This is a genomic window from Nocardia tenerifensis NBRC 101015, assembly GCF_000308715.1.
Lineage (GTDB): Bacteria > Actinomycetota > Actinomycetes > Mycobacteriales > Mycobacteriaceae > Nocardia > Nocardia tenerifensis.
The window spans coordinates 1-26,274 of record NZ_BAGH01000034.1 but is presented as its reverse complement, the minus strand read 5'-3'; the positions used below and the strand labels follow the sequence as shown (position 1 = coordinate 26,274).

General features: G+C 68.0%; 27 protein-coding genes. 15 read left to right on the top strand and 12 right to left on the bottom strand.

Translation table 11 applies throughout. From position 1 onward, the window contains the following. The 3 genes from ON39_RS02815 to ON39_RS02805 form a co-directional block, all read right to left on the bottom strand. The coding region (locus tag ON39_RS02815) for an MlaE family ABC transporter permease (RefSeq protein ID WP_040730477.1) at positions 1 to 531 on the bottom strand (531 nt) is incomplete at its 3' end. Between the two features lie 340 nt (positions 532 to 871). Continuing rightward, positions 872 to 1,774 (bottom strand): 3-oxoacyl-ACP reductase, encoded by a 903-nt coding sequence (locus tag ON39_RS02810; protein WP_040730468.1) that lies wholly within the window; start codon positions 1,772 to 1,774, stop codon positions 872 to 874. A gap of 122 nt (positions 1,775 to 1,896) precedes the next feature. Beyond that, positions 1,897 to 2,085 carry a ferredoxin gene (locus ON39_RS02805; protein ID WP_040730466.1) on the bottom strand — a complete coding sequence of 63 codons (189 nt, stop codon included), beginning with the start codon at positions 2,083 to 2,085 and terminating at the stop codon, positions 1,897 to 1,899. 156 nt (positions 2,086 to 2,241) lie between these two features. On the opposite strand from ON39_RS02805, the gene ON39_RS02800 reads away from it, so the two are divergent. From ON39_RS02800 to ON39_RS02790, 3 genes are all read left to right on the top strand, one after another. Further along, positions 2,242 to 3,435, top strand: coding sequence for an acyl-CoA dehydrogenase family protein (locus ON39_RS02800; RefSeq protein ID WP_040730465.1), 1,194 nt, complete (start codon positions 2,242 to 2,244; stop codon positions 3,433 to 3,435). Between the two features lie 95 nt (positions 3,436 to 3,530). Continuing rightward, on the top strand, positions 3,531 to 4,634 hold the full coding sequence (locus ON39_RS02795; protein ID WP_040730476.1) for an acyl-CoA dehydrogenase family protein: 1,104 nt from the start codon (positions 3,531 to 3,533) through the stop codon (positions 4,632 to 4,634). Between the two features lie 136 nt (positions 4,635 to 4,770). After that, the gene (locus ON39_RS02790) at positions 4,771 to 5,376 is read left to right on the top strand and encodes a hypothetical protein (RefSeq protein ID WP_146251093.1); all 606 of its coding nucleotides are present in this window, start codon (positions 4,771 to 4,773) and stop codon (positions 5,374 to 5,376) included. A 25-nt stretch (positions 5,377 to 5,401) separates the two neighbouring features. Here the strand turns inward: ON39_RS02790 and ON39_RS02785 are convergent, their stop codons facing one another. After that, positions 5,402 to 6,004, bottom strand: a complete 603-nt coding sequence (locus ON39_RS02785) for a TetR/AcrR family transcriptional regulator (RefSeq protein ID WP_040730462.1) — start codon at positions 6,002 to 6,004, stop codon at positions 5,402 to 5,404. Between the two features lie 101 nt (positions 6,005 to 6,105). On the opposite strand from ON39_RS02785, the gene ON39_RS02780 reads away from it, so the two are divergent. The 3 genes from ON39_RS02780 to ON39_RS02770 all read left to right on the top strand — a co-directional run bounded on the left by ON39_RS02780 (position 6,106) and on the right by ON39_RS02770 (position 8,212). Further along, positions 6,106 to 7,287 carry an FAD-dependent oxidoreductase gene (locus ON39_RS02780; protein ID WP_040730461.1) on the top strand — a complete coding sequence of 394 codons (1,182 nt, stop codon included), beginning with the start codon at positions 6,106 to 6,108 and terminating at the stop codon, positions 7,285 to 7,287. Between the two features lie 110 nt (positions 7,288 to 7,397). Then, the gene (locus tag ON39_RS02775; protein ID WP_040730460.1) at positions 7,398 to 7,862 is read left to right on the top strand and encodes a hypothetical protein; all 465 of its coding nucleotides are present in this window, start codon (positions 7,398 to 7,400) and stop codon (positions 7,860 to 7,862) included. Beyond that, on the top strand, positions 7,859 to 8,212 hold the full coding sequence (locus tag ON39_RS02770; RefSeq protein WP_040730459.1) for a hypothetical protein: 354 nt from the start codon (positions 7,859 to 7,861) through the stop codon (positions 8,210 to 8,212). Before ON39_RS02775 ends, ON39_RS02770 begins: the two co-directional genes overlap by 4 nt. A 21-nt stretch (positions 8,213 to 8,233) precedes the next feature. Here ON39_RS02770 and ON39_RS02765 read toward each other — a convergent pair whose 3' ends face one another. Both ON39_RS02765 and ON39_RS02760 read right to left on the bottom strand, forming a co-directional pair. Further along, a complete protein-coding gene (locus tag ON39_RS02765; RefSeq protein WP_246002861.1) occupies positions 8,234 to 9,052 on the bottom strand; it encodes a thioesterase family protein in 819 nt (272 codons plus the stop codon). A gap of 37 nt (positions 9,053 to 9,089) precedes the next feature. Continuing rightward, positions 9,090 to 10,742: an acyl-CoA synthetase gene (locus ON39_RS02760; RefSeq protein ID WP_040730458.1), complete on the bottom strand. Its 1,653-nt coding sequence runs from the start codon at positions 10,740 to 10,742 to the stop codon at positions 9,090 to 9,092. Positions 10,743 to 10,803: 61 nt separating this feature from the next. On the opposite strand from ON39_RS02760, the gene ON39_RS02755 reads away from it, so the two are divergent. Continuing rightward, the gene (locus ON39_RS02755; RefSeq protein WP_040730457.1) at positions 10,804 to 11,586 is read left to right on the top strand and encodes a crotonase/enoyl-CoA hydratase family protein; all 783 of its coding nucleotides are present in this window, start codon (positions 10,804 to 10,806) and stop codon (positions 11,584 to 11,586) included. Positions 11,587 to 11,636: 50 nt separating this feature from the next. On the opposite strand, the gene ON39_RS02750 is transcribed toward ON39_RS02755, so the two are convergent. Beyond that, entirely contained in the window at positions 11,637 to 12,053 is a 417-nt protein-coding gene (locus tag ON39_RS02750; RefSeq protein WP_040730456.1) for a VOC family protein, read from the bottom strand. A gap of 183 nt (positions 12,054 to 12,236) precedes the next feature. Here ON39_RS02750 and ON39_RS02745 point away from each other — a divergent pair, with 183 nt between their 5' ends. Further along, positions 12,237 to 13,235 carry a sigma-70 family RNA polymerase sigma factor gene (locus tag ON39_RS02745; protein ID WP_040730473.1) on the top strand — a complete coding sequence of 333 codons (999 nt, stop codon included), beginning with the start codon at positions 12,237 to 12,239 and terminating at the stop codon, positions 13,233 to 13,235. A gap of 270 nt (positions 13,236 to 13,505) precedes the next feature. On the opposite strand, the gene ON39_RS02740 is transcribed toward ON39_RS02745, so the two are convergent. Together ON39_RS02740 and ON39_RS02735 are read right to left on the bottom strand one after the other, a co-directional pair. Further along, positions 13,506 to 15,059, bottom strand: coding sequence for an acyl-CoA synthetase (locus ON39_RS02740; protein WP_040730455.1), 1,554 nt, complete (start codon positions 15,057 to 15,059; stop codon positions 13,506 to 13,508). Between the two features lie 22 nt (positions 15,060 to 15,081). Beyond that, positions 15,082 to 16,119: an LLM class F420-dependent oxidoreductase gene (locus tag ON39_RS02735; RefSeq protein WP_040730454.1), complete on the bottom strand. Its 1,038-nt coding sequence runs from the start codon at positions 16,117 to 16,119 to the stop codon at positions 15,082 to 15,084. Between the two features lie 199 nt (positions 16,120 to 16,318). On the opposite strand from ON39_RS02735, the gene ON39_RS02730 reads away from it, so the two are divergent. Genes ON39_RS02730 through ON39_RS02710 form a run of 5 tightly spaced genes read left to right on the top strand, consistent with a single transcriptional unit; the run spans position 16,319 to position 20,857 of the window. Further along, positions 16,319 to 17,305, top strand: coding sequence for a Zn-ribbon domain-containing OB-fold protein (locus ON39_RS02730; RefSeq protein WP_051186230.1), 987 nt, complete (start codon positions 16,319 to 16,321; stop codon positions 17,303 to 17,305). Between the two features lie 10 nt (positions 17,306 to 17,315). Then, positions 17,316 to 18,353: a thiolase family protein gene (locus tag ON39_RS02725; protein ID WP_040730453.1), complete on the top strand. Its 1,038-nt coding sequence runs from the start codon at positions 17,316 to 17,318 to the stop codon at positions 18,351 to 18,353. Next, positions 18,350 to 19,519: a thiolase family protein gene (locus tag ON39_RS02720; protein ID WP_040730452.1), complete on the top strand. Its 1,170-nt coding sequence runs from the start codon at positions 18,350 to 18,352 to the stop codon at positions 19,517 to 19,519. Before ON39_RS02725 ends, ON39_RS02720 begins: the two co-directional genes overlap by 4 nt. 34 nt (positions 19,520 to 19,553) lie before the next feature. Continuing rightward, entirely contained in the window at positions 19,554 to 20,444 is an 891-nt protein-coding gene (locus ON39_RS02715; RefSeq protein WP_040730470.1) for a TIGR03619 family F420-dependent LLM class oxidoreductase, read from the top strand. Continuing rightward, a complete protein-coding gene (locus tag ON39_RS02710) occupies positions 20,441 to 20,857 on the top strand; it encodes a nuclear transport factor 2 family protein (RefSeq protein ID WP_040730451.1) in 417 nt (138 codons plus the stop codon). The genes ON39_RS02715 and ON39_RS02710 overlap by 4 nt, the downstream gene beginning before the upstream one ends. 81 nt (positions 20,858 to 20,938) lie before the next feature. Here ON39_RS02710 and ON39_RS02705 read toward each other — a convergent pair whose 3' ends face one another. Then, positions 20,939 to 22,240 (bottom strand): cytochrome P450, encoded by a 1,302-nt coding sequence (locus tag ON39_RS02705; RefSeq protein WP_373283656.1) that lies wholly within the window; start codon positions 22,238 to 22,240, stop codon positions 20,939 to 20,941. Positions 22,241 to 22,334: 94 nt separating this feature from the next. On the opposite strand from ON39_RS02705, the gene ON39_RS02700 reads away from it, so the two are divergent. Together ON39_RS02700 and ON39_RS02695 are read left to right on the top strand one after the other, a co-directional pair. Next, positions 22,335 to 23,498 (top strand): steroid 3-ketoacyl-CoA thiolase, encoded by a 1,164-nt coding sequence (locus ON39_RS02700; RefSeq protein WP_040730449.1) that lies wholly within the window; start codon positions 22,335 to 22,337, stop codon positions 23,496 to 23,498. A 362-nt stretch (positions 23,499 to 23,860) separates the two neighbouring features. After that, positions 23,861 to 24,277, top strand: a complete 417-nt coding sequence (locus tag ON39_RS02695) for a helix-turn-helix domain-containing protein (protein WP_011207048.1) — start codon at positions 23,861 to 23,863, stop codon at positions 24,275 to 24,277. A 299-nt stretch (positions 24,278 to 24,576) separates the two neighbouring features. On the opposite strand, the gene ON39_RS02690 is transcribed toward ON39_RS02695, so the two are convergent. Together ON39_RS02690 and ON39_RS02685 are read right to left on the bottom strand one after the other, a co-directional pair. Continuing rightward, positions 24,577 to 25,587, bottom strand: coding sequence for a hypothetical protein (locus tag ON39_RS02690; RefSeq protein WP_040730447.1), 1,011 nt, complete (start codon positions 25,585 to 25,587; stop codon positions 24,577 to 24,579). Then, on the bottom strand, positions 25,584 to 26,099 hold the full coding sequence (locus ON39_RS02685) for an ImmA/IrrE family metallo-endopeptidase (protein WP_040730445.1): 516 nt from the start codon (positions 26,097 to 26,099) through the stop codon (positions 25,584 to 25,586). The genes ON39_RS02690 and ON39_RS02685 overlap by 4 nt, the downstream gene beginning before the upstream one ends. Positions 26,100 to 26,274: the final 175 nt, after the last annotated feature.

Below are 26,274 nucleotides of genomic sequence, written 5' to 3'. Positions count from 1 at the left end.
GAACGCGCCGGGGTTCACGTCCTGCAGAAAGACGGAGAACAGAAATCCGCCGACGATGCCGATGGTGCACACCAGGCTGTTGAGCATGAGCGCGACGAACATCGACGCCAGCACGCGCGGCACCACCAGCCGCTGCACCGGGTTGATGCCGAGCACCCGCATCGCGTCGATCTCCTCGCGAATCGTGCGCGCGCCCAGGTCAGCGCAGATGGCGGTGGCGCCGGCCCCCGCGACGATCAGCACCGTGACGATCGGGCCGACCTGGGTGACCGAGCCGAACGCCGCGCCCGCGCCGCTGAGGTCGGCCGCGCCGATCTCGCGCAACAGGATGTTCAGCGTGAAGCTCACCAAAACGGTGAATGGAATCGCGACCAACAGCGTGGGCACGATGGAAACACGCGCGATGAACCAGGACTGATCGATGAACTCACGCCCTTGAAATGGCCTGCGCACACTGGCGCGCGCTACTTCGGCGGTCAGTTCGAAGAACCCGCCGACCGCCCGCAATGGCACAGCAAGGACCTCGTTCATCGATGAACCTCCTTGCTTGAATCCGCGCGTACTACTCACGGCACGATTCTTCACCGAGGCCGCACCGCCTCAACGATTAGAACATGTTCATCGCGCCGCCGGAAGATGTTTGACACTTTTGAACTGCTCTTTTTCTTTGCAACAGCATATGAATTTGGAACGAGTGTCAGGAGATAGATCCCACCTTTGTACGGCGGCACGCCGCGCGCACTCCCAATGTCTACCAAGCGCCCGACCAGCGATCAACGGTTGTCCGGCCGCTCGGCAGTTCCCTGTCAGCGGGTCTTGCGGATATCGATCCTCGGTCCGCTTGTTTCGCTCGCTTGCGCGAACACCGGCCTCAGCCGAGATCCAGCAACGCCGAGGCCGAGAATGTCTGGCCCGCAGGGCGTTCGGCGAAATAATCGCCGAGCGTGGCGGCGAGATCGCCGGCGGACCATTGCCCGCCGGTCGCGTCGAAACGCCGCTCGACGACCGGCGCCGCCATGAGCGCCACCATGCCGCCGTACACCACGAACAGCTGCCCGTTCACCGCGTCGGCGGCGGGCGAGGCGAGGTAGGCCACCAGCCTGGCCACGTGATCGGGCGAGAGCGGGTCCACCTCGCCCTCGGGGGCCGCGCTGAACACGGCCTCGGTCATCGCGGTCCGCGCGCGCGGCGCGATCGCGTTGGCGCGCACGCCGTACCGGGACAGCGCCCGCGCGGCCGACAGGGTCAGCGCGGTGATGCCCGCCTTGGCCGCGCCGTAGTTGGCCTGCCCCTCCGGGCCGAGCAGGCCCGCCTCGGAGGAGGTGTTGATGAGCCTGCCGTAGACGGGCGCGCCCGCCTCCTTGGACTTGCCGCGCCAGTAGGCTGCGGCGTTGCGGGACAACAGGAAATGGCCGCGCAGGTGGACGGCGACCACGGCGTCGAAGTCCTCGTCGGACATGTTGAACAGCATCCGGTCCCGGGTGATGCCTGCGTTGTTCACGACGATGTCGACGCCGCCGAAGGCCTCATCGGCGGTGCGAATCAACGCGTCCGCGGTCGCGCGTTCGGCGATGCTGCCCGCGACGAACTCGGCCTTGGCGCCGAGCGCGCGGATATCGGACAGGGTGTTCGACACCGCGTCGGACTCCGACAGATCATTGATCACCACCGAGGCGCCGGCTCCGGCCAGCGCGAGCGCCTCCGCCCGTCCCAGCCCCGCACCCGCACCTGTAACAACCGCCACCCGACCCGCAAGACTCACATCGACACTCACGGCTGCGCCTCGCTGACGCTCGGCTCCGCCGTTCCTGCGGACGCTGTGTCGATGGCTCGTTCGCTACGCTCACTCACGAGCCCGACCCTAGAACGTGTTCCAATCTATGGCAAGCACCGGCCTCACTGAAGTCGCAGCGCCGCTTTCGGGCACTGCGCCACCGCGTCCTCGACGTCGGCCAGCCGGTCGGCGGGCACGTCGGCCGCGAGGATGTGCAGCTGGTCCTCGTCGTCGAGTTCGAACACGTCGGGGGCGATTCCGACACAGATTCCGTTCGCCTCGCACTGGTCCAGATCGACGCTGACCTTCATGAGAACTCCTTTACCGCGATCGTTGCCGAAGCCTAACAAGCCGATGCCGCCACGGGTGGCGTCATCGGCCCGATTTCACCCGCAATACTGGAACATGTTTCAGTCCATATGCAATGATCGGTTGAACCCACATCGAGAAGGCCTGAGGTATTTGCCATGCGCATCGCGTACACGCCGCAGCAGGAGGAGCTACGCGCGGAGCTGCGCGACTACTTCGCGCGACTCATTACCCCGGAGCGCAGGGCGGCACTCAGCGCGCAGACCGGCGAGTACGGGCAGGGCAATGTGTATCGCGAGGTCGTGCGGGAGATGGGCCGCGACGGCTGGCTCACCCTGGCCTGGCCCAAGGAGTTCGGCGGCCAGGACCGGCCGACGATGGATCAGCTCATCTTCACCGACGAGGCCGCCCTCGCCGGCGCGCCCGTGCCGTTCCTGACCATCAACTCGGTCGCGCCGACGATCATGCACTACGGCAGCGAGGAGCAGAAGCGCTTCTTCCTGCCCAAGATCGCGGCGGGCGAGCTGCACTTCGCCATCGGCTACTCCGAGCCGGGCGCGGGCACCGACCTGGCCAGCCTGCGCACCAGCGCGGTGCGCGACGGCGACGACTACGTCATCAACGGTCAGAAGATGTGGACCAGCCTGATCGCGTACGCGGACTACGTCTGGCTCGCCGTGCGCACCGACCCGAATGCCAAGAAGCACAAGGGCATCAGCATGCTCATCGTGCCGACCACGGCCGAGGGCTTCTCCTGGACTCCCGTGCACACCATGGCGGGGCCGGACACCAGCGCCACCTATTACCAGGACGTCCGGGTGCCCACGAGCGCGCTCGTCGGGCAGGAGAACGGCGGCTGGGCGCTGATCACCAACCAGCTCAACCACGAGCGCGTCGCGCTGACCTCGGCCGCGCCGCTCGGGCTCGCGGTGCGCCAGACGGTCGAGTGGGCTCGTAACACCAAGGCGAGCAACGGTTCCCGCGTGATCGATCAGGAGTGGGTGCAGCTCAACCTGGCGCGCGTGCACGCCAAGGTCGAGTATCTGAAGCTGCTCAACTGGGAGATCGCCAGCCGGGCCGACGCGGGCGGCGACGCCGCGCCGCGTCCGTGGGACGCCTCCACCTGCAAGGTGTACGGCACCGAGCTGGCCACCGAGGCCTACCGGCTGCTCATGGAGGTGCTCGGCCCGCAGGCCTATCTGCGCCAGGACTCGCCCGGCGAGGCGCTGCGCGGACGGCTCGAGCGGATGCACCGGGCCGCGCTGATCCTCACCTTCGGCGGCGGCACCAACGAGGTGCAGCGCGACATCATCGCCATGACCGCGCTCAAGCAGCCCGCCGCGGCGCGCTGAGCCGTCCTCGCCGGGCGGCGTCCCCGAGGCCCCGCGTGGTCACGCAGGCCGGCTCCGGGTCCGTCGCCCGCATCACCAGAAAGCAGGTAGCAGACATGGATTTCACTCCCACCGAGGCCCAGCTCGACCTGGGCCGGTTGACCGGTGAGGTGTGCGGCAAGCTCGTGACCGCCGACCGGCTGCGCGAACTCGACACCGCCGCAGAGCGTTTCGACGAGGCGCTGTGGGGCTCACTGGCCGAGACCGGCGTGCTCGCCGCGGCGCTGCCGGAGGCCGTCGGCGGCAACGACTTCGGCGTGCTCGAGCAGACCGCGGTCCTGCGCGAACTCGGCAAGCACGTCGCGGCGGTGCCGTATCTGTGGTCGATCGTGGTCGGCGCGGGCGCGCTGGCGCGGTTCGGCGGTGCGGCGCAACAGGATCGGGCGATGCGGGCCGGTGCGGGACAGGTGATCTTGACCGCCGCGCTCACCGAGGAACACAACTGGGAGCCCGCCCGGCCCACCACCACCGCCGTCGAGGCGGACGGCGGCTGGCGGCTCACCGGCGCCAAGACCACCGTGCCGTTCGCCGACCGGGCCGAGCGAATCCTGGTGCCCGCCACGGTGTCCGGCGTCACCGCGGTATTCCTGGTCGACCCGGCCGCGGCGACGGTGACCGCGCAGCAGGTGGTCGACCGCACCCCCGAGTACGCCGTCGAGCTCACCGACGCACCGGCCGAGCTGCTCGGCTCCGTCGAGGACGGCGCCGAGATCCTCGACTGGCTGCTCACCCGCGCCTGGCTCGGACTCAGCGCCCTCCAGCTGGGCACGCTCGAACGCGCGCTCGACCTCGTCGCCGACTACGCCCGCGAGCGTGAGCAGTTCGGCAAGGCCGTCGGCGCCTTCCAGGCCGTGGCCCAGCGCCTGGCCGACGCCTACATCGACGTGCAGGGTCTGCGCCTGGCGGTCACCCAGGCCGCCTGGCAGCTGTCGGAGGACCTGCCGAGCGCCGAGGCCGTGCACACCGCCAAGTTCTGGGCCGCCGACGCGGGCCATCGGGTGGCCCACACGGTCGTCCACGTGCACGGCGGCGTCGGCATCGACCGCGACCACATCGTGCACAACTACTTCACCGCCGCCAAGCACAACGAGTTCGCCCTCGGCGGCGGCACCGATCATCTGCGCGCGCTCGGCGCGCTGCTGGCCGCCGCGCCGTCCTGATCCGACGCTGTTCTGATCCGTCGCGGTCAGGAACGCCCCGCCGTCACCGGCGGGGCGTTTTGCGTATCGGGCCAGTTCAGTACCTATCCAAGTGTTCGTCCGCACCGAATATCGAACGGTCCCGCACGACAGGGAAGTGCGCTGCGCGCACCCGAACATTCCGGAGGACGATATTTCCACCGCACGGTCCACTCTCGCCCGCCTCTCGGTCGCGGTCCTCGGCGCCATCGCCGTGGCCGGCGTCCCGCAAGTAGCAGTAGCGCATACCGAAGAAACATCCCAGTTCGTAGCGGCGCTGATCGATCAAGCCCGTGCCCGTACCGCGAGCGCGCACGCGCGTGGCGCCTCAGCCCTCGAGGCGGTAGGGCGACAGCCCGACGAGCTGGGGACCGAGTCCGCGGCGCACTTCGATGCCGCGATCTGGCGAGACTCCGCCGCGGACATCAACCTCCGATCACCATCGGCGTCGACCGTACCCGCGGAGATGGCGGCCGCCGCCCGCGCGGCCGCCGCCGCACTGCACACCGTCGAGCAGTTGCCCGACGCGCCGAAGCAGGTCCGGCTGACCGCCGCGGCCGCCAAGCGTGCCGCCGACAAGGCCGCCGCCGAGCCGACCGACGTCAAGCTCGCCAACTTCGCCGCGGCCGCGGAGAACGCGGCCCTCGCCGCCAGTACCGAGGCTTTCGGTACCACGGCGAGCAAGGTGGAGTGGGTCGCCACCTACACGGTGCCGGAGCGCTGAACCCGCATGTGCAGCCTTCTCGGACTTACTCTTTCGTGGCCACGCTCGGCGGGTCAGAGGTGAGGTAGCGCTGGAGGGTCGGCGCGACGTCCGCGACGAGTTCGTCACGGCTGAACGCGACGACCGGGGGGATGCGCAGGACGTAGCGGCAGAGCGCGATGCCGAGCAGTTGGGTGACGACGAGGCCGCTGCGACGGGGCGCGTCGGCGGGGTCGCCGAAGCGCAGGACGGCGGGCAGGACCTGCTGGGCGAAGACGTTGCGGAAGCGCTCGGTGACGGCTTCGTCGGTGATGGACGAGCGCAGCAGGGTCAGCAGGACCGCGTTGCCGGGGGGCTCCTCCCAGAGGTCGAGGAAGCGGCGGATCAGCAGCTCGCCGACGGTGTCACGATCGGCGGCGGCCAGGTCGGGCAGGGCCAGTTCGATGTCGACCGCCGCGGCGAACAGTCCGTCCTTGCTGCCGAAGTAGCGCATGACCATGGACGGGTCGATGGCCGCGTCCGCGGCGATGGCGCGGATGGTCGCCTTGCCGTAGCCCTCGGCGGCGAAGCGGGCGCGGGCGGCGTCGAGGATGGTCGCGCGGGTGGCGTCGGAGCGCCGGACGGGCTGTTGATCAGGCTCGATCGTCATGTCAACGAGTGTAGGCCAACAGCTGTTGACTTCCTAGCGCGGATGGCGCTACGGTTGCGTCAACAAGCGTTGGCCTACAGATGTTGACTTCAGGAGTTCCGATGAACACCACCCCGCTGCCGGACACCACCTCCGTCGCGATCGTCGGCGCCGGCCCCGCCGGGTTGACGGCGGCGATCACCCTGGCCGACGCAGGCGTCGACTTCGTGCTGCTGGATCGACTCGCGGAGGGCGCCAACACTTCTCGCGCCGCCGTGGTGCACGCCAGGACCCTCGAGGTGTTGGAGGAGCTCGGCATCGCCGAGGAGTTGGTCTCGAAAGGGCTTGTGGTGCCACGGTTCACGCTGCACGACGGGGCCCGGACGCTGGCGACCGTGCGGTTCGACGGGCTCCCCACGCAGTTCCCCTACACGCTGATGGTTCCGCAGGACACCACCGAGGAGGTGCTGCTCGCCCGGCTGCGCAAAGCGGGCGGGGACGTGCATCGGCCGTACCAGGTCACCCGGGTGGTCGATGAAAATGGCTGCGCCACCATCGAATACACCGACGCGTCGGGTGCTGCCGGATCCCTCCGCGCCGACTACGTCATCGGCGCCGACGGTATGCACAGCGTCGTCCGGGAACAGGCGGGCATCGGATTCACCGGCGACACCTACCCCGCCTCCTTCGTTCTGGCCGACGTCCGGATGACCTGGCCGATCCCGCGCGACGAAGTGGCACTGCATCTTTCGCCGGAGGGCGTCACCGTCGTCGCGCCGCTGCCCGACGCCGCCGAGCCGAACCGCTACCGCGTCGTCGCCACCGTCGACGAGGCCCCCGAGCACCCCACCCGCGACGACATCCAAGCCATCCTCGACACCCGCGGCCCCGGCGGCGGCATCGAAGTCGCTGAGGTCCTGTGGAGTTCACGCTTCCGCGTGCACCACCGGGTAGCCGACCACTACCGCGCCGGCCGCCTCTTCCTCGCCGGCGACGCCGCCCACGTGCACAGCCCCGCCGGCGGCCAAGGCATGAACACCGGCATCCAAGACGCCGCCACCCTGGGCCCTCTGCTCGCCCGCGTCCTCACCGGCGAACCCCCCGCCCTCCTCGACACCTACGAAACCACCAGGCGACCGATAGCCCTCGACGTAGTCACCTTCACCGACCGCATGACCCGCATGGCCACCCTCACCCCCCGCCCCGCCCGAGCCCTCCGCAACCTGGCCCTCACCACCGCCACCCGAATCCCCCGAATCCGCACCGCCCTCGCCTACCGCCTCTCCGAACTGGCCAACCGCTGACAGCAAGCGAGCCATCGAGTGGCCGTCGTGAAAGCACGACGGCCACTCGCGTCCGGTCCCACATGGAATGATCACTGAACTAATTCAGAACTTGCCGTAGCATGAGGGGCATGAGCTCGAAGACCTTCCCGTTCAGCGACCTGATTCGTAAGCAGACCTCGGTGTTTCCCGCTCTCGATGACGCTGACGTGATCCTGGAACGCCGCGACGCGGAGAACCTCGTCCTGTCGCGGTCCGAGCGATTCGAGGCGAAGGAGGCTGCGATCCGCCTGCTGGCGCGGACCATCGCCATCATCGCCAAAACGAACCGAAGCCTGGCCGAGGAAGTCTTCTCGGAGGAACTGCCCTGGTTGAAGTGGCTACCGGAGACCGGACGCACCGAAGCAGTCAACGAGCTACTCGATCACCTGATCGCCGGCGCGGCTACCGGCTTGTTCACACCATTCGCCCGCGACCTGATCGCCTGGCAACACACGGCCGAGATCTACGCTCAGCCAGAGCTGGCCCGACGTCTCGCGGGCCCCTTCGAACCGGGCGACTTCACCGAAGTGGCCCGCCCCGGCGGTGTGGAGTGAAACTCCGCAAGGGCGACGAGGCTCCCCGCCCACGACCGTGGCGGGTCGTCGTGCACAACCTCAATGCCGCGCGCGGATGGGCTGAACTGCTCGCCCAGGCTCCGGGCACCCTGGATCGAGCCTGGGTCGACATCACCAGCGAGCCGCGCAGCGTCTCGAACCCCGGCCGCCAGCACAGACTCAAGTACGAGCTGAAGTCGATCAAGCTGGGCGGTGCTGAGCTGGAGCAGTGGCAGTACGAGATCACCGGCGGCGGCCGAATCTGGTACGTCATCGACGACGCGGAACGCACTTTGTACCTGGCGCTCGCAGGCACCGGACATCCCAGGCAGACCGACCGACAGCGCTAGCGGGGGTCGGTGCCGAAAACGTTAGGGGGTGGTGGATTTGGCTAAGTGGGAGTGGCCGTTGGTGAAGTCGACCTGGCGGTGGGCGTTGGAGAGGGCGGTTACCGTGCTGGTGCCGAAGGGGCCGGATCGGTCGAAAAGGGTTGCGGTGCCTACGGCTATGCCGTCGGCGCTGAGGTGGTTGTCGGCTTCGACGCCGATCTCGTAGCCCGCGGGGAGTCTGGCGAGGGCGAGGGTGAGGTCGGTGTTGATGAAGCCGACGCCCTCGGTGCCCCAGTTGGTCATCAGGCTGGTGGTTTCGCCGATTACCGCGGCGGCGACGAAGGGTGAGGGGCGTTCGCCCTCGACCACCGAGATCGGCGCCTGCCACATGCGTTTCCGGCTGTCGTTCTGATGCTCGCTCATCTCGGACGACCAACCCTCGGCGTGGGCGTCGCTGCCCCACAGCGGGTGGGTGGGGTCCGTGGCGACGGGCACCGCGGGCGGCCGCGGCGCCTCGGCCCGCGTCCACAACCGCCCCGGCGGCTGAACCGACCGCGCGAGAAAGATCACCGTCGCCCTGGCGACGTCGACACCGCCCTGCATCAGCGCCGCGTCGGCGACCCGGATGCGCCTGCCCTCGCGGACCAACTCCGTCACCACGGTCACCGGCTCCGCCCGGACGGGCCGGAAGAGATCCACGGTCAACCTGGCGGGCACGGACCCGGCCGAACCATGTTGGCGCTCCAGCGTTCTCGCCAGCAGACCACAGACCGCGGGCCCGTTGATCATCGTGGGCGACCACGCGCTCGCCGCGAACGGCAGCGGTTCGAAACCGCGCGCGGTCTCCTCGAAATATCCCAAGCGGATACCCAATTCGATCCCCCCGTTCCCGGCGACCCTACTTCCTGCCCGCCTCGACATGCTCGTCCGCGGGCCGCTCCTCGGTCTGCGACTTGGCCCAGCGGTAGTCGGGCTTGCCCGCGGGCGACCGCTTGATCTCGTCCACGAACCACAGGCTGCGCGGCAGCTTGTAGGGGGCGATCTCCTTGGTGAGGAACGGACGCAATTCATCGATGCTGGGCCGGTTCTCGCCGCGACACTGCACCACCGCGACGACGCGCTGACCCCAGCGCTGATCGTCCACGCCGACGACGAGGGCGTCGAAGATCTCGGGGTGGGTCTTGAGGGCGCCCTCGACCTCCTCCGGGTAAATCTTCTCGCCACCGCTGTTGATGCTGACCGAGCCGCGCCCGAGCATGGTGACGGTGCCGTCCTCCTCGACCCTGGCGAAGTCACCCGGGATCGCATAGCGAACGCCGTTGTACTCCTTGAACGTCGCCGCCGTCTTGGCCTCGTCCTTGTAGTAGCCGAGCGGAATGTGCCCGCGCCGCGCCAGGATTCCGACCTGGCCCGAGCCCGGCACCACCGGGTTGCCGTCCTCGTCGAGCACCTCGGTGGACGCGTCGATCTTCACGCGGGGTCCGCCGGTGTGGTTGGCGCCCTTGGCGACGATCGACAGCCCGCCGAAACCGGTCTCCGAGGAGCCGATGGAGTCGGAGATCATCCGGTTGGGCAGCAGCTCGAGGAACTGGTCCTTGAGCGCGGGCGAGAACAGCGCCGCGCTGCTGGCCATCACGTACAGGCTCGAAAGGTCATAGGGCTGACCGGTTTCCGGGTTGCCCTCGATCAACGCGTCGAGCATCGGCCGCGCCATGGCGTCGCCGGTGATGAAGATGAGGTTGATCTTGTGGCGATCGATCGCCTGCCACACCCCGTGCCCGCTGAACTCGGGCAGCATCACGGCCTTGCCGCCGTCGAACAGACTGTGGAACGTGGCCGTCTGCGATCCGCCGTGGATCATCGGCGGGATCGGGAACCGGACCACCCCGGGGTTGTTGGCCGCTCCGGTCTTGGCCTGCTGCCACTCGTCCTGGATGGGCTCGCCGGTGATGAAGTTGATGCCGCCGCCGAGCACCCGCCACCAGTCCTCGTGCCGCCACATCACGCCCTTGGGCAGGCCGGTGGTGCCGCCGGTGTAGAGCATGAAGATGTCGTCGGGCGAACGCTCGCCGAAGTCCCGCTCGCCGGACGACGCCGCGAGCGCGGCCTCGTATTCGACCGAATCCGCTGCGGTCGCGACGGTGCCGGTCGTATCGTCGTCGACGACGAGAACCGTCTTCAGCAGCGGGGTCCTCGGCCGGACCGCGGCCACCTTGTCGCTGTAGCGGCGCTCGTGGATGAGCGCGACCATGTCCGAGTTCTCGAAGATATATTGCAACTCGTTCTCGACGTAGCGGAAGTTCACGTTGATCATCACGGCGCGCGCCTTGAACACCGCGACCATGGCCTCGACGGCCTCGATCGTGTTACGCGAGTAGATGCCTACCTTGTCGCCCGGCCGCACACCGTGTTCGAGCAGGTAGTGAGCCAACTTGTTGGCACGCTCCTCCAGCTGTGCGTAGGTCACCTCGCGGCCGTCGTCCGCGAGCGCGACGCGGTCGGGCATCAGGTCGATGGCGTGTTCGACAAGGTCCGCTATGTTGTAGCTCACAAGGCTAAAAATAGAACGTGTTACTGTTCCTGGCAAGGCTCGAACGTCAGGAGATTTCGCAATGCCACACTGCCTCGTCGAGAAACGCGACCACGTCCTCATCGTCACGATGAATCGCCCGGAGGCGCGCAACGCGCTGTCGGCGGAGATGATGGCGATCATGCGCGACGCCTGGGACCAGGTGGACAGCGATCCCGATATTCGCGTGGCGATCCTGACCGGCGCGGGCGGCGCGTTCTGCGCGGGCGCGGACCTCAAGGCGATGACCAGCCAGCACCCCGGCGACTCGTTCGCGGGCGGCGGCTGGGACCTGTCGAAGATCGAGGCGCTGCTCAAGGGCCGCAGGCTGACCAAGCCGCTGATCGCCGCGGTCGAGGGCCCGGCCATCGCGGGCGGCACCGAGATCCTGCAGGGCACCGACATCCGGGTGGCCGGCGAGAGCGCGAAATTCGGTGTGTCCGAGGCACGGTGGGGTCTGTTCCCGCTCGGCGGCTCCGCGGTGCGGCTGGTCCGTCAGATTCCGTACACCGTCGCCGCGGACATCCTGCTGACCGGCAGGCACGTCACCGCCGCCGAGGCCAAGGAGATCGGGCTGATCGGTCATGTGGTGCCCGACGGCGCCGCGCTGGACAAGGCGCTCGAACTCGCCGCGCTGATCGCCGCCAACGGCCCGCTCGCCGTGCAGGCCATCCTGCGCACCATCCGGGACACCGAGGGCATGCACGAGGAGGAGGCGTTCCAGATCGACGCGAAGCTCGGCACCGCCGTCTTCCGCTCGACCGACGCCAAGGAGGGCCCGAGGGCCTTCGCGGAGAAGCGCAAGCCGACCTTCACCGGCAGCTGAACAAGCCACGCCCCCGGCATCTTTCGGTACCGGGGGCGTTTCCGCGTGACTCACTGGCCGGCGTAGTCCATCCAGAACGGCTCCCACTGGTGGCCGTCCGGGTCGAGGAAGGTGCGGCTGTACATGCCGACCTGCTCCTCCTGCGATCGCTTGTCCTCGCTGATCTCCTCGGTGCCGCCCGCGGCGAGGGCGGCGGCCGCGAGCGCGTCCACCTCCGCGACGCTGGTCAGCGCCAAACCATAAGTGGCGCCGACCTTCTCGGTGGTCTCCGCGACCTGTCGCTTGCTGAAGGTGGTGAAGAACTGTCTGGTGAGCAACATGACGCAGATATTGTCGTCGATCACGATGCAGGCCGCCTGGTCGTCGCTGAATTCTTGGTTGACCTTCCAGCCGAGCGCCTCGTAGAAATTCTTCGACCGATTCAGCTCGGCGACGGGTAGGTTGAGAAAAATCATCCGGCTGGTCATGTCTCGGCACCTCTTCGTAGTCCGCTGTTTAGTTGCGCATCAATGGAGACGAATTCCGGCTGCGGAACTCATCGCTCGCCGCGCCCGCCAGTGACCGGCGGCACCCCCTCGCTGATCTTGATCGCGCAGGTAGCGAGCTTTCGGGTCTGGGATGTGTCGGTGGCCTGTGGCAGGGTGACACCCATGAACGACCTGCCCGGCCAGTCCGCCGGTCTCGCGCCCGACGTGCTCGAATCTTTCGAGAAGCACCGCCGGGAGTTATGCGCTTACGCTTACCGCATGCTCGGCTCCTCCTTCGAGGCCGAGGATGCCGTCCAGGAGACTTTCACCCGCGCGTGGAAGTCCTACGACTCCTTCGAGGGTCGCGCGAGTCTGCGCTCGTGGCTGTACCGCATCACCACGAACGTCTGCCTGGACATGCTCGACGGTCCGCAGCGGCGGGCCAGGCCGATGGACCTGTCCGGGCCGTCGCGACCGGACTCGCCACTACCCGCCCCGCAGCCGGACTACGTCTGGATCGAGCCGATCCCGAACGGCCTCGCGTTCGGCGCGGACCCGGCCGAGCACGCCACGGCCAAGGACACCCTGCGCCTGGCGTTCGTCGCGGCGTGTCAGCACCTGCCTGCCACCCAGCGCGCGATCCTGATCATGCGCGAGGTGCTGCGCTTCTCCGCCAACGAGACCGCCGAGGCGCTGACCATGTCGCCCGCCTCGGTCAACAGCGCCCTGCAGCGCGCGCGGGCGACCATGTCGAAGGTGCAGCCCGCCGCCACCGACACCTACGACGAGTCGAACGAGGACCAGCGCAAGCTCGTCGACAACTTCGTCAAGGCGTTCGAGGCCTACGACATGGACACGCTCACCACGCTGCTCAAGAGCGACGTCGCGCTGTCCATGCCGCCACTCGATTTCTGGGTGTCCGGCCCCGAGAACGTGGCCGCGTTCATGCTCGGCCACGGCAGCGGCTGCCGCGACTCGCGCATGATCCGCCTCGAAGGCGCCAACGGCGAGCCGGCCTTCGGCCAGTACAAGCCCAGCGGCGAGCCCGGCGTGTGGGTCCCGTGGTCGGTCATCGTGCTGGAGCTCGACGGCAACGCCGTGTCGAACATGTGCTTCTTCCTCGACACGGAGAAGTTGTTCCCGCTCTTCGGACTGCCACCGGAGGTGCGCGAGCCGGTCTGACCGGTCCGCCCCCGCCCTGCCCCCGGGAAGGTTTGGCAGAACGGCCGCACTCGCTTTGGATGCCGCACCCTCTCTCGGGACCCGCACCGACTCTAGGACCCTAAAGAGAGTGCGCGGCCCGAGAGAGGGTGCGAGGCCTGAGAGAGTGCGAGGTTCGGCCAAGCACAACGGCCGCACTCGCTTTGGGATGCCGCACCCTCACTCGAGATACGCACCGACTCTAGGGCTCTAGAGAGGGTGCGGGGCCTGAGAGAGGGTGCGGGGGTTGGGTTAGGGGGTGGGGACGTAGCGGTCGCGGAGCTTGCGCTTGTAGAGCTTGCCGTTGGGGTCGCGGGGGAGTTCGGGGAGGTAGTCGACGGACTTGGGCATCTTGTACTTCGCCAATTGGGTTGCGGCGAAGGCGAGTATTTCGGTGGTGAGGTCGTCGGAGGGTTCGACGCCCTCGGCGGGCTGGACCACGGCTTTGACCTCGGCGCCCCAATCCGGGTGTGGGACACCGAAGACGGCTACGTCGGCCACCTTCGGGTGGGTGATCAGCACGTTCTCGATCTCGGCGGGGTAGATGTTCACGCCGCCGGACAGGATCAGGTCGGAGCGGCGGTCGTGCAGGTAGAGGTAGCCTTCCTCGTCGAGGTGGCCGATGTCGCCGACGGTGAACAGGTCGCCGACGCGCGAATCCTCGGTCTTGGCCTTGTCGTGGTGGTACTCGAAACTCGAGGCGCCCATGCGCATGTAGACCAGGCCGGGCTCGCCGGCGGGCACCTCGGTGCCGTCCTCCTCGCTGAGCACCTTGATCACCGACCACGGCCATGCCTTGCCGACCGAGCCGGGCTTGCGCAGCCACTCGGTTCCGTTGATCACCGTGCCGCCGCCCTCGGTGGCCGCGTAGTACTCGGTGACGGTCGGGCCCCACCACTCCAGCATCTTCCGCTTGGTCTCCTGCGGGCACGGCGCGGCGCCGTGCACCATGCTGCGCAGCGAGGACACGTCGTACTTGGCGCGCACCTCCTCCGGCAGCGCGAGCAGCCGGTGGAACTGGGTGGGCACCATGTGGCTGTGCGTCACCCGGTACTTGTCGATCAGCCGAAGCATCTCCTCGGCGTCCCAGCGATCCATCAGAACTAGCTTGTGCCCCAACTGAATCGAGATGGTCGCGAAGTTGAGCACCGCGGTGTGATAGAGCGGCGAGCCGCAGATGTGCACGTGATCGTCGTAGGGCGCCAGCTCGAACAGGCCGAAGAACGCGGTGGTGTGCGGCGGAACGACATCCGGGTCGGCGCCGGTCAGCGGGCGGCGAACGCCCTTGGGCCGCCCCGTGGTTCCGGAGGTGTAGAGCATCGGGGCCCCGGTGCTGCGGTCGGACGGTCGCCCGGTGTCCGCGGCGCCCAGCCAGGCCACCGACTTGAAGCCTTCGATCTCGCCGACCGAGAAGCGCGCCGACGCGGGCAATCCCGCCTCGTCGGCGGCGGCCTTGCCGGTGGCGGCGAAACGATCGCTCACCAGGAACGCCTTCGCCTCGCTGTCCTGCAGGATGTAGGCGACCTCCGGGCCGGTGAGATGCCAGTTCACCGCGACGATGTAGAGCCCGGCCTGGTACGCCGCGAAGTAGGCGGCGATCGCCTCGACGCAGTTGTGCACCATGCTCACCAGCACGTCGCCGGTTTCCAGGCCGAGCCCGCGCAGGCCGGTGGCGTAGCGATCGGCGAGGGTGGCCAATTCTCGATACGTCACCTCCCGCCCCGCCGGATCGACCATGGCGATCCGATCGGGCTCGGCTTCGGCGATGTTCCACAGACCTAGAATTACTGACTCCTGCGTCGTCATCTGTATGAATCTAGAACGTGTTCTACATATCGACAAGGGGTGCGAGCCGACGTAATTGCGCGGCGTCGGCGGCGGTCACCAGCATCATGGTGACGCCCGCCGCCGACCACACCTCGAACTGCTTCCGGACGTGCTCCTCGTCGCCGATGATCGAGGTGTCCAGGATCATCTCGTCGGGCACCACGGCGGCCGCCTCCGCCTTCTTGCCCGCCATGAACAGCCTGCCGATCTCGTCGACCTCCCGCTCGTAGCCCATCCTGCGATAGACCTGGGCGTGGAAGTTCTGCTCCGGCGCGCCCATGCCGCCGATGTAGAGCGACATGACCCAGCGCATCCGTTCCAGCTCGGCGGCCGGATCGTCGGTGATCACCACCTGACAGCTCGCGGCGATCTCGAAGTCCTCGCGCGAGCGGCGGGCCCCGGCCCTGGCAAAGCCCTCGTCGAGCCAGTCGTTGTACATGTTCGCCAGCCGCGGCGCGTAGTAGATCGCCAGCCAGCCGTCGGCGATCTCGGCCGTCAGCGCCACGTTCTTGGGCCCCTCCGCGCCGAGCCAGATCGGCAAATCCGCACGTAGCGGATGCACGATCGGCTTGAGCGGCTTGCCGAGTCCGGTCGCGCCCGGGCCCAGGTAGGGCAGCGGGTAGTTGGGTCCGTCATTGATGACCGGGGCCTCCCGCTCGAGAATGCGCCGAATGATCCCGACGTACTCGCGGGTGCGCTGCAACGGCTTGGCGAACGGCTGCCCGTACCAGCCCTCCACCACCTGCGGACCGGAGACGCCGAGCCCGAGAATCGCCCGGCCGCCGCTGAGATGGTCCAGCGTGAGCGCGTGCATCGCGGTGGCGGCCGGCGTGCGGGCCGACATCTGCACGACCGACGTGCCGAGCCGCACCCGCTGTGTGGACGACCCCCACCAGGTCAGCGGGCCGAACGCGTCGGAGCCCCAGGACTCGGCGGCGAACACCGCGTCGAAGCCGGCGTCCTCGGCCGCCGCCACCAACTCCCCCGCGTTCCGCGGCGGCTGCGCCATCCAGTACCCGAGTTGCAATCCGAGTTTCATGTCACCCTTTCCGAGCCGATGCCCAGCCGCGCTCACGGCTGTCGTGCGAGGTGCCGTCTACCGACCGTCGCGGATACCGCTCTTGCCAGCAGAATAAGAACCTGTTCTACTCGACATTGTGACTCAGGGGAATACTGCATCCGGCGTAATCGCGGATGAGAAAGGGGCGAAATTGAACACTTCGTCGCGCAGCGACTCCATGAGGGGCGGTGGCCGGGCGACGGGTGGGCACACCGTGCCCGATGTACTCAGCGCGCCTCTGCGTGTGCGATTCGACTACACCCGGTCCGTTGGACCGACGATCGGTAACTTTCTCACCAATCTGCGCGCCCGCAAGCTCGTCGGCGTGCGCGGCTCGGACGGCCGGGTGCTGGTGCCGCCGCCGGAGTACGACCCGCACACCGCCGAGGCGCTCACCGAGTTCGTCGACGTCGCCGACACCGGCACCGTCGAGTCCTGGACGTGGGTGCGCGAGCCGCTGCCGGGCCAGCCGTTCGACCGGCCGTTCGCGTGGGCGCTGATCCGGCTGGACGGCGCGGACACCACGCTGCTGCACGCCGTCGACGTCGCCACGCCCGACGACATCCACACCGGTCAGCGCGTACGGGTGCGATGGGCGGCCGAGACCACCGGCAGCATCCACGACATCGCCTGCTTCGAGCCCGGCGAAACATTTGAAGCCGCAGCGCAATCCGAGGCCGGCGACCCGATCACCGTGATCACCACGCCGGTCGACCTCAGCTACAAGCACACCGCGTCGCCGCAGGAAACCGTCTATCTGCGCGGACTTCGTGAAGGCAAGCTGCTCGGCGGCCGCACCGACGCCGCGGGCAAGGTGTACTTCCCGCCCCGCGGCGCCAATCCGACCGACGGCAGGCCCACCGACGAGGTCGTCGAGCTGCCCGACCGCGGCACCGTGACCACGTTCTGCATCGTGAACGTGCCGTTCCTCGGTCAGCGGATCAAGCCGCCCTACGTGGCCGCCTACGTACTGCTCGACGGCGCCGACATCCCGGTGCTGCACCTCGTACTCGGTTGCGAGGCAAGCGAAGTGCGCATGGGCATGCGGGTGGAGGCGGTGTGGAAGCCGCGCGAGGAGTGGGGCTACGGGCTGGAGAACGTGGATCACTTCCGCCCCACCGGCGAGCCCGACGCCGACTACGAGACCTACAAGCACCACCTCTGAGAGGCGACCGTTGACTGACAACGCCACCGACATCGCGGTCGTGGGTTTCGCCCACGCGCCGCACGTGCCGGAGACCTTCGGCACCACCAATGGCGTGGAGATGCTGGTGCCCTGCTTCCAGCAGCTCTACGCCGATCTCGGCATCACCAAGTCCGACATCGACTTCTGGTGCTCCGGTTCCTCGGATTACCTTGCCGGGCGGGCCTTCTCGTTCATCTCGGCGATCGACGCCATCGGCGCAGTGCCGCCGATCAACGAGTCACATGTGGAGATGGACGCCGCGTGGGCGCTGTACGAGGCGTGGGTGAAACTGCGCTCGGGACAGGCGGAGACGGCGCTGGTCTACGGCTTCGGCAAGTCGTCGGCGGGCACGCTGCGCCAGGTGCTGACCATGCAGCTCGACCCGTACCTGGTGACGCCGCTGTGGCCGGACGCGTGGTCGATCGCGGGCCTGCAAGCAAGGGCGGGGCTCGACGCGGGCCGCTGGACCGAGCGTGACATGGCGGCGGTGGCGGCCGGGGAAGACGGCGACGTCGAAAACCTGCTCGGCGCACCGTATGTGGCCGATCCGCTGCGCGCTCACGACGTCGCGCCGATCACCGACGGCGCGGCCGCCATCGTGCTGGCCACCGGCGACCGGGCCCGTGAGCTCTGCGAGCGTCCCGCCTGGATCACCGGCATGGCGCATCGAGTGGACACCCCGATGCTCGGCGCGCGCGACCTCACCGTCTCGCCGTCCACTTCCGCTGCGGCACAGGCGGTTACCGGCGGCGACACCACCTTCGACATCGCCGAACTGCACGCCCCGTTCAGTCACCAGCAGCTGATCCTCGCCGAGGCCATCGGCCTGAAGAACGGCACGAAGGTGAATCCGTCGGGCGGTGCGCTCGCCGGGAATCCGATGTTCGCCGCCGGGCTCGAGCGCATCGGCTTCGCCGCGAAGGCCATCATGGCCGGCACCGCGAATCGCGCGCTGGCCCATGCCACCAGCGGGCCCGCGCTCCAGCAAAACCTTGTGACCGTTCTGGATTCGGAGGCGAGCCGATGAGTTTCCCGGCCGCGGTGCTCGGCACCGGACAAACCCATCACGTGACGAAAAGAACCGATGTGTCGATGGCGGGCATGTGCCGCGAGGCCATCGATCGCGCGCTCGTCGACGCGGGCCTGACCATCGCCGACATCGACGCGGTCGTCGTCGGCAAGGCGCCGGACCTGTTCGAGGGCGTCATGATGCCCGAGCTGTACCTGGCGGACGCGTTGGGCGCCACCGGGAAGCCGCTGCTGCGGGTGCACACCGCAGGCTCGGTCGGCGGCTCCACCGGCGTGGTCGCGGCCAACCTGGTGCAGGCCGGGGTGCACAAGCGGGTGCTCGCGGTCGCCTGGGAGAAGCAGTCGGAGTCGAACGCCATGTGGGCGTTGTCGATTCCGGTGCCCTTCACCATGCCGGTCGGCGCGGGCGCGGGCGGCTACTTCGCCCCGCACGTGCGCTCCTACATCCGGCGCTCGAACGCCCCGAGCCATATCGGCGCGATGGTCGCGGTCAAGGATCGCCGCAACGGCGCCAAGAACCCGCTGGCCCACCTGAAGCAGCCCGACATCACCCTCGAATCGGTGCTGGCCTCCCAAATGCTCTGGGACCCCATTCGTTTCGATGAGACCTGCCCCTCCTCCGACGGCGCGTGCGCCGTGGTGATCGGCGACGAAGCCGCGGCGACCGCGGTCGAGGCCACCGGCAAGAAGGTGGCGTGGGTGCACGGCACCGCCATGCGCACCGAGCCGACCACCTTCGCCGGACGCGATCAGGTCAACCCGCAGGCCGGGCAGGACGCGGCCGCCGCGCTGTGGAAGGCCGCCGGAATCACCGACCCGCTCAACGAGATCGACGTCGCCGAGATCTACGTGCCGTTCTCCTGGTTCGAGCCGATGTGGCTGGAGAACCTGGGCTTCGTGCCGCAGGGCGACGGCTGGAAGCTCACCGACAAGGGCGAGACCGAGATCGGCGGCATTCTGCCGGTCAACCCGTCCGGCGGCGTGCTCTCCTCCAACCCGATCGGCGCGTCCGGCCTCATCCGCTTCGCCGAGGCGGCCAAGCAGGTCATGCAGCGGGCCGGGGCCTACCAGGTCGAGGGCGCCCGCAAGGCCTTCGGACACGCGTACGGCGGTGGCTCGCAGTACTTCTCCATGTGGGTAGTCGGCGCGGACCGGCTTTCATGACCACCCGACGGAGTACCCGATGAGCGCCGAAGCCTTGCAGTTCACCCTCGGAATCGCGCTGAGCCCGCTGGAGCAGCTGCCCGAGCTGGCGAAAACCGCTGAGGAGTGCGGATTCTCGTCCATCGCGCTGCCGGACTCGCTGTTCTATATGAAGTCCGCGGCGGCGAAGTACCCGTACACCGCCGACGGCAGCCGCTTCTGGGGGCCGGAGACCCCGTGGGTCGATCCGCTCATCGGGGCGACCGCCATGGCGGCGGTGACCAGCCGAATCCGGTTCTACACCAACGTGCTCAAGCTGGGTTCGCGCAATCCGCTGCTGCTGGCCCGCCAGGTCGGCTCGGTGGCCAACCTCTCCGGCAACCGGTTCGGCTTCGGGGTCGGAATCGGCTGGGCGCCCGAGGAATTCGAGTGGTGCGGCGTGCCCTACGCGCGCCGGGGCGCGCGGGTCGACGAGATGATCGAGGTGATCAAGCTCGTCCTCGGCGGCGGCATGGTCGAATTCCACGGCGAGTTCTTCGATTTCGACGAGTTGCAGGTGAGCCCGGCGCCGACCGAACCGGTGCCGTTCTACATCGGCGGCCACACCGAGGCGGCGCTGCGCCGGGCCGCCCGGGTGGGCGACGGCTGGACCTCGGCCATGATGACCTACGACGAGCTGTGCCGCACCATCGGCAAGCTCGACGCGCTGCGCGCCGAATTCGGCCGCGAGGACGCGCCTTTCGAGATCCAGGCGGTGTGCGTCGACCGGTTCGGCCGCTCGGGCTATGAGGATCTCGCGAACGCGGGCGTGACCGACGCGATCGTGGTCCCGTGGCTGTTCGACGGCATCGGCTTCGACGGCGAGCTCGCCGCCAAGCAGGACTCGCTGCGCCGCTTCGCCGCGGCGAACATCGAAGACCCCATCCGCGCGGAGGTATCGGCATGACCACCACCGACCATCCGGCCAGGGTCGCCGGGCTCGCCTCGCAGGCCGCGGTGCGGGCCAGGGACAAGGCGGCGTGGATCGCGCTGTTCGCCGAGGACGGCATCGTCGAGGATCCCATCGGCCCCTCCGGTTTCGACCCCGAGGGCAAGGGCCACCGCGGCACGGAGGCGATCGCGGCGTTCTGGGACAAGGCGATCGCGCAGACCGAGTCGATCGAGTTCCTGTTCGGCGACTCGTTCGCGTGCGGCAACGAGATCGCGTTCACCGGCACCATCCGCAGCACGCTCGGCGGCCACAGCATCGACGCCGAGGGTGTGTTCACCTATCGGGTGGACGGGTCGGGCAAAATCGCTGCGCTGCGGGCTTTTTGGGAGATCGACCGCGCAATGGCCACGGCTAAGAAGGTCGGCTGACCGATAGACCAACGGGCGAAGGGCCCTCGGACCGGAGTGGGGACTTCCGGTGCGAGGGCCCTTGTGCTTCGGCGGCCGGCCTCAGTGGGCGACGGGGCAGCCCTTGAAATCGACCGGGAATTCCTTGATTCCGTTGAGCCAGCCCGACCGCAGCCGCTTGGGCTCACCGAGCTTGGTGATGTCGGGCAGGTGGTCGGCGATGGCGTTGAAGATCAGGTCGACCTCCAGCCTGGCCAGGTTCGCGCCGATGCAGAAGTGCGCGCCGGTGCCGCCGAAGGACAAGTGCTGGTTGTCCTTTCGCATGATGTCGAACTTCTCCGGGTTCTCGAAGACGTCCTCGTCGAAGTTGGCCGAGCGATACAGCATCACCAGCCGCTGGCCCTTCTTGATCTGCACGCCGCCGAGTTCGGTGTCCGCCAACGCGGTTCGCTGGAACGAGGTGACCGGGGTGGCCCACCGGATGATCTCGTCGGCGGCGGTGGCGGGGCGCTCCTTCTTGAACAGCTCCCACTGGTCGGGGTGCTCCATGAACGCGTTCATGCCGTGGGTGATGGCGTTGCGCGTCGTCTCGTTGCCCGCCACGGCCAGCATGATGACGAAGAAGCCGAACTCCTCCTCGCTGAGCTTGTCGCCGTCGACGTCGGCCTGGATCAGCGTGGTGACGAGATCGTTGGCCGGACACTCCTTACGGGCGGCCGCCATCTGGTAGGCGTAGCCGAGGATTTCGGCCGAGGCCATGACCGGATCGGCGTCGTTGTCCGGATCGTCGTAGCCGGTCATGTCGTTCGACCAGGTGAACACCTTCATCCGGTCTTCCTGCGGGACGCCGATCAGTTCGGCGATCGCCTGCAGGGGCAGCTCGCACGCGATCTGCGCGACGAAGTCGCCCTGCTCCGCCGCGGCCGCCGCCTTGACGATCGACTCGGCGCGGGCCGAGAGTTCTTGGCGCAGGCCGTTGATGGCGCGCGGGGTGAAGCCGCGCGAGATGATCTTGCGCAGCTTCGTGTGCTCGGGGGCGTCCTTGTTGATGAGGACGAAGCGCTGCAGTTCGATCTGCTCGCGGGTGATGTCGTCGTTGAAGCGCGGAATGGCGGTGTTCTCGAAGGTGGAGAAGACATCGCCGCGCCGTGATACCTCTTTGACGTCGGCGTGCTTGCTCACCACCCAGAAGCCCTCGTCACGGAAGCCACTGACCTCGACCGGCTGCGGGTTCCACCAGATCGGAGCGGTGCGACGCAGCTCGGCGAACTCCTCGACCGGCACGCGCTCGGCATAGATGTCGGGGTCCGTGACGTCGAATCCGTCCGGCAGATTCGGCCGGACATTCCGAGGGTCTACCACCAGATGTCTCCTTCGACAAACTGAAACACGTTCTATAATCATTGAAGCATAGGCGGTCGGATCAGGGAAGAAACCGGACAGAACCGCCTCTCAACTACATGAACTCGTTTCAGTTCTTCCACGCGAAAGGTTGGCCATGGGCACACCCGTCATCGTCGAGGCCGCTCGAACCCCCATCGGCAAGCGCGGCGGCTGGCTGTCCGGCCTGCACGCCGCCGAGCTGCTCGGCCTCGCCCAGCGCGGACTGCTCGAGCGCGCCCACCTCGACCCGGCTCAGGTCGAGCAGGTCATCGGCGGCTGCGTCACCCAGGCCGGGGAGCAGTCCAATAACGTGACGCGGGTCGCGTGGCTGCACGCGGGCCTGCCCTGGCAGGTCGGTGCGACCACCATCGACGCGCAGTGCGGCTCCGCACAGCAGGCCAACCACCTCATCGCCGGCCTCATCGCGACCGGCGCCATCGATATCGGCGTCGCCTGCGGCGTCGAGGCCATGAGCCGAGTTCCGTTGGGCGCCAACGTCGGCGAGCACGCCGGGCCGCGCAGGCCCGCGTCCTGGAACATCGACCTGCCCAACCAGTTCGAGGCGGCCGAGCGGATTGCCAAGCGGCGCGGCATCACTCGCGCCGACGTCGACGAGTTCGGCGCTCGCTCACAGCGCTTGGCCGGGCAGGCCTGGGCGCAGGGCCGCTTCGATCGCGAGGTGCTCACCGTCACCGCGCCCGTCGCGGACAAGGAGGGGAACCTCACCGGCGAGAAGCTCGACGTGTCCCGCGACCAAGGCCTGCGCGAGACGACGGTCGAGGGACTGGCCAAGCTGAAGCCGGTCCTCGAGGGCGGCGTCCACACCGCGGGCAGTTCTTCGCAGATCTCCGACGGCGCGGCCGCGGTGCTCCTGATGGACGAAAAGGCCGCGCAGCGAGCCGGATTGCGGCCCAGGGCGCGGATCGTCACCCAGGCCCTCGTCGGCTCGGAGCCGGAGTTCCATCTCGACGGCCCGGTACAGGCCTGCTCGCGCCTGCTGGAGCGGTCCGGCATGACCATCGCGGACATCGACCTGTTCGAGATCAACGAGGCCTTCGCCTCGGTGGCGCTGTCGTGGGCCTCGGTGCACAAGCCGGACATGGACCGGGTGAACGTCAACGGCGGCGCGATCGCGCTCGGCCACCCGGTCGGCTCGACCGGATCCCGGCTCATCACAACGGCTTTGCACGAGCTGGAGCGAACCGGCCGCAGCACCGCCATGGTGCTGATGTGTGCCGGTGGCGCATTGGCGACAGGCACGATCATCGAACGGATTTAAGGCCCCCGACCCCATGGAACCGGTTGGTTGAACGTTCATCCCCAAGGCCCCGAAACGTGTCGTACGCCACACGATCGGGGCCTTCGGCAACTAGATGAGACGTCAGCTATCTTTCCGCTATCATGACCGTGTCGGGCAAGACCTCCGCGACGGGCCAGAACCGGCCCGTACCTCGGCTTCTCGAGAGCCGTTGGGGTGACCCGCAAACGCAACGGTCGCAGTACCTTCGCCGCACCCGGACCTAGAAGCTTCAAGGAAATCCGGAATCAGGCGTAGGTTTTCAGTTACTGAGCCGCTAATATCAATGATACGTATCCGAGATAACGACTGTTAGTACAGCGAAGGGAATTGGGCGGCTCACAATGGCTGATTTCGCGGCGCGGCTGAACAAGCTGTTCGAAACCGTGCATCCCCCGGGGCGTAAGCCGCACACCAACGCGGAGGTAGCGGCTGCGCTGACCGCCTCCGGACATCCGATCTCGAAACCGTACCTGTCACAGTTGCGGTCGGGACAACGGACGAACCCGTCCGATGAGACGGTGGCCGCCCTGGCGAAGTTCTTCAAGGTCAAGCCGGACTACTTCTTCAACGACATCTATGCCGCCAAGATCGATCATGATCTGGAGTTGCTGTCCCAGCTGCAGGGCTACGGACTGCGACGGCTGTCGAGTAGAGCGTTCGACCTGTCCGAAGAATCTCAGAACCTGCTCACGTCCATGGCGGAGAAGTTGCGAGCAAGTGAAGGCTTGCCCGAAATTCCTCCGGATGGCACCGAATAGGTTCCGTGCACGGAAGCACAGTGCGGCCCGGCGGGGTCGCACTGTGCTTCGTTATGTGCGCATCCAATGTGGAGTGCGCGTCAGGGCCTGCCCGGAGAAATAGGGGCACGCCCTGTCGTGGACTCTGCCGCTGTCGCGAACATCCCCGGATGCAAGAACATTCGACAATTCTCGGACAACTGATTTCATGCGCACCGGCGTAACTCATCGAGTACACCGTAACTAGGCCGCTTCCGCGGCGCGCGCACGCGACAGCACTCACTAGTGCGCGAATACAGAGGGGTCGGAACGCCCCACGCTCAATTTCGCGCGCGCGCCAGGGATGTCGCGTCATACGCCCGCGCGATGGCCTGGACCCAGCCGCGCGGACTAATCCCCTCCGGCGGAGCAATCCACCGCGCGTCCAGCGCCACATCGCCCAAAGGGTTTCTCGCCCACTGCGCCACGGTGTCCGCGCGCTCGGCGACCGAGCGCGGCGGCGGCGGGACCTCGGCCAGCACCACACCGCCGCCGGACTGGAGATAGAGCGCGTCCATGATCTGCGCGACTTGGTCGGACGCCTTCAGCTGAGTGGACGTACCGGTCTGGTCGTGCGCGACGACCTCGGGGAAGCGGCCGACCATGACGCGGTGCAGCAGCCGAATCTGGCTCAACAGCAGGCGAGCTCGCACCCACAGTTCCACCACGATCCACACCGCGCCGAACGCGATGAGCAGGCTCGCGACTTCCCAGGCCTGCCATGCCCAGTTCGGCTCGCCGGGCGGCACCGCGGCGGCGTCGGTGAACGCGCGCTGGATCTCCAGCACCGCCAGACCGCCGACCACCGCGGTTCCGGTGGTGTAGATCGCGATACCGCGGCCGAGCGTCGTCCAGTCCAGGTTGCGCAGTCCGGTGACGACGATGAACACCGCGCCGAGGGCGACGACCGCCCAGCCGAACGTGAACGACCACGCGAGGGTGATCGCCACCGAGACAAGGCCGATGCTGTAGATCGTCACCGCGACCTGACGCAGATTTCGCCGCGAACACACCGGCCAGGCGGCGAAGGCGACCACCGAGGTGGCGCTGGTGAAGGCGATCCAGGCCGACACCACGACGCCGTCGGAGAGCCAGCCCGCGTGCACGCCGCTCGGACGCAGATTGTCAACGGCCACGGCGATTTCCGGCACGGCGACGGTGGCGGCCAGCGCGACGGCGGCGACCGCGACCACGATGGCCACCCGCGCCGTCGTCGCCGGCTTGACCAGTACCCGCCCGACCCGCGCGCCCGCGGCCATCCATACCAGCAGGGCCGTCAACCAGAGGGTCATCCCAGAGCCTCATCGAATCGAAGGACCGAGACGCCTGCGCCACGGCTGTTGAACACGCGGAGTCTGGTCATCAACATGGCGGCGAAGGTCTCGGCCTCCCACTCGGCGAGTTCGTCGGCGCCGTCGTCGACGATCTGCTGATGCGCCCGCTGGCTCAGCATGTAGGCGATCAGGTCGTCGCTGGCCTCGAGCGTCACCTCGGGCGCGGGCGCGCCCTCGTGGTTGAACACGATGTGCCCCAACTCATGTGCGAGGGTGTGCTCGCGGCTCGGCAGCGACTGGGCGAGCACGATGACGTCGCGATCGGGGTAGAACCTGCGCTGCCCGCACACGCCGGGCCCCAATTGCGCACTGGCGATCTCGATCTCGCGATGCCGCTCGCTCGCGATGGCGAGCACCACCTCGTCGAGGGTGGTCGCGTCGGAGTCGGCCGCCACGGCGCAGACGGCGTCGACCGCCGCCGCGACCCTGCGATACGACCGCGAACTGCTCTGCGTCTTGCTCTCACTCATGCCACACCCCTCACGGCCTCGGGAAGAACATGGCACGGGCGGCGTCGACCCTGGCCTGCGCGGCCGAGGCGCCCTGGAAGCTGACCACGCCGGAGCCGACCCCGGCCAATCCGAGGGCGAGCAGCCCGCCGATCACCGACAGCAGTTTGGGCTTGGGCAGTCCGTCGTTGGCACT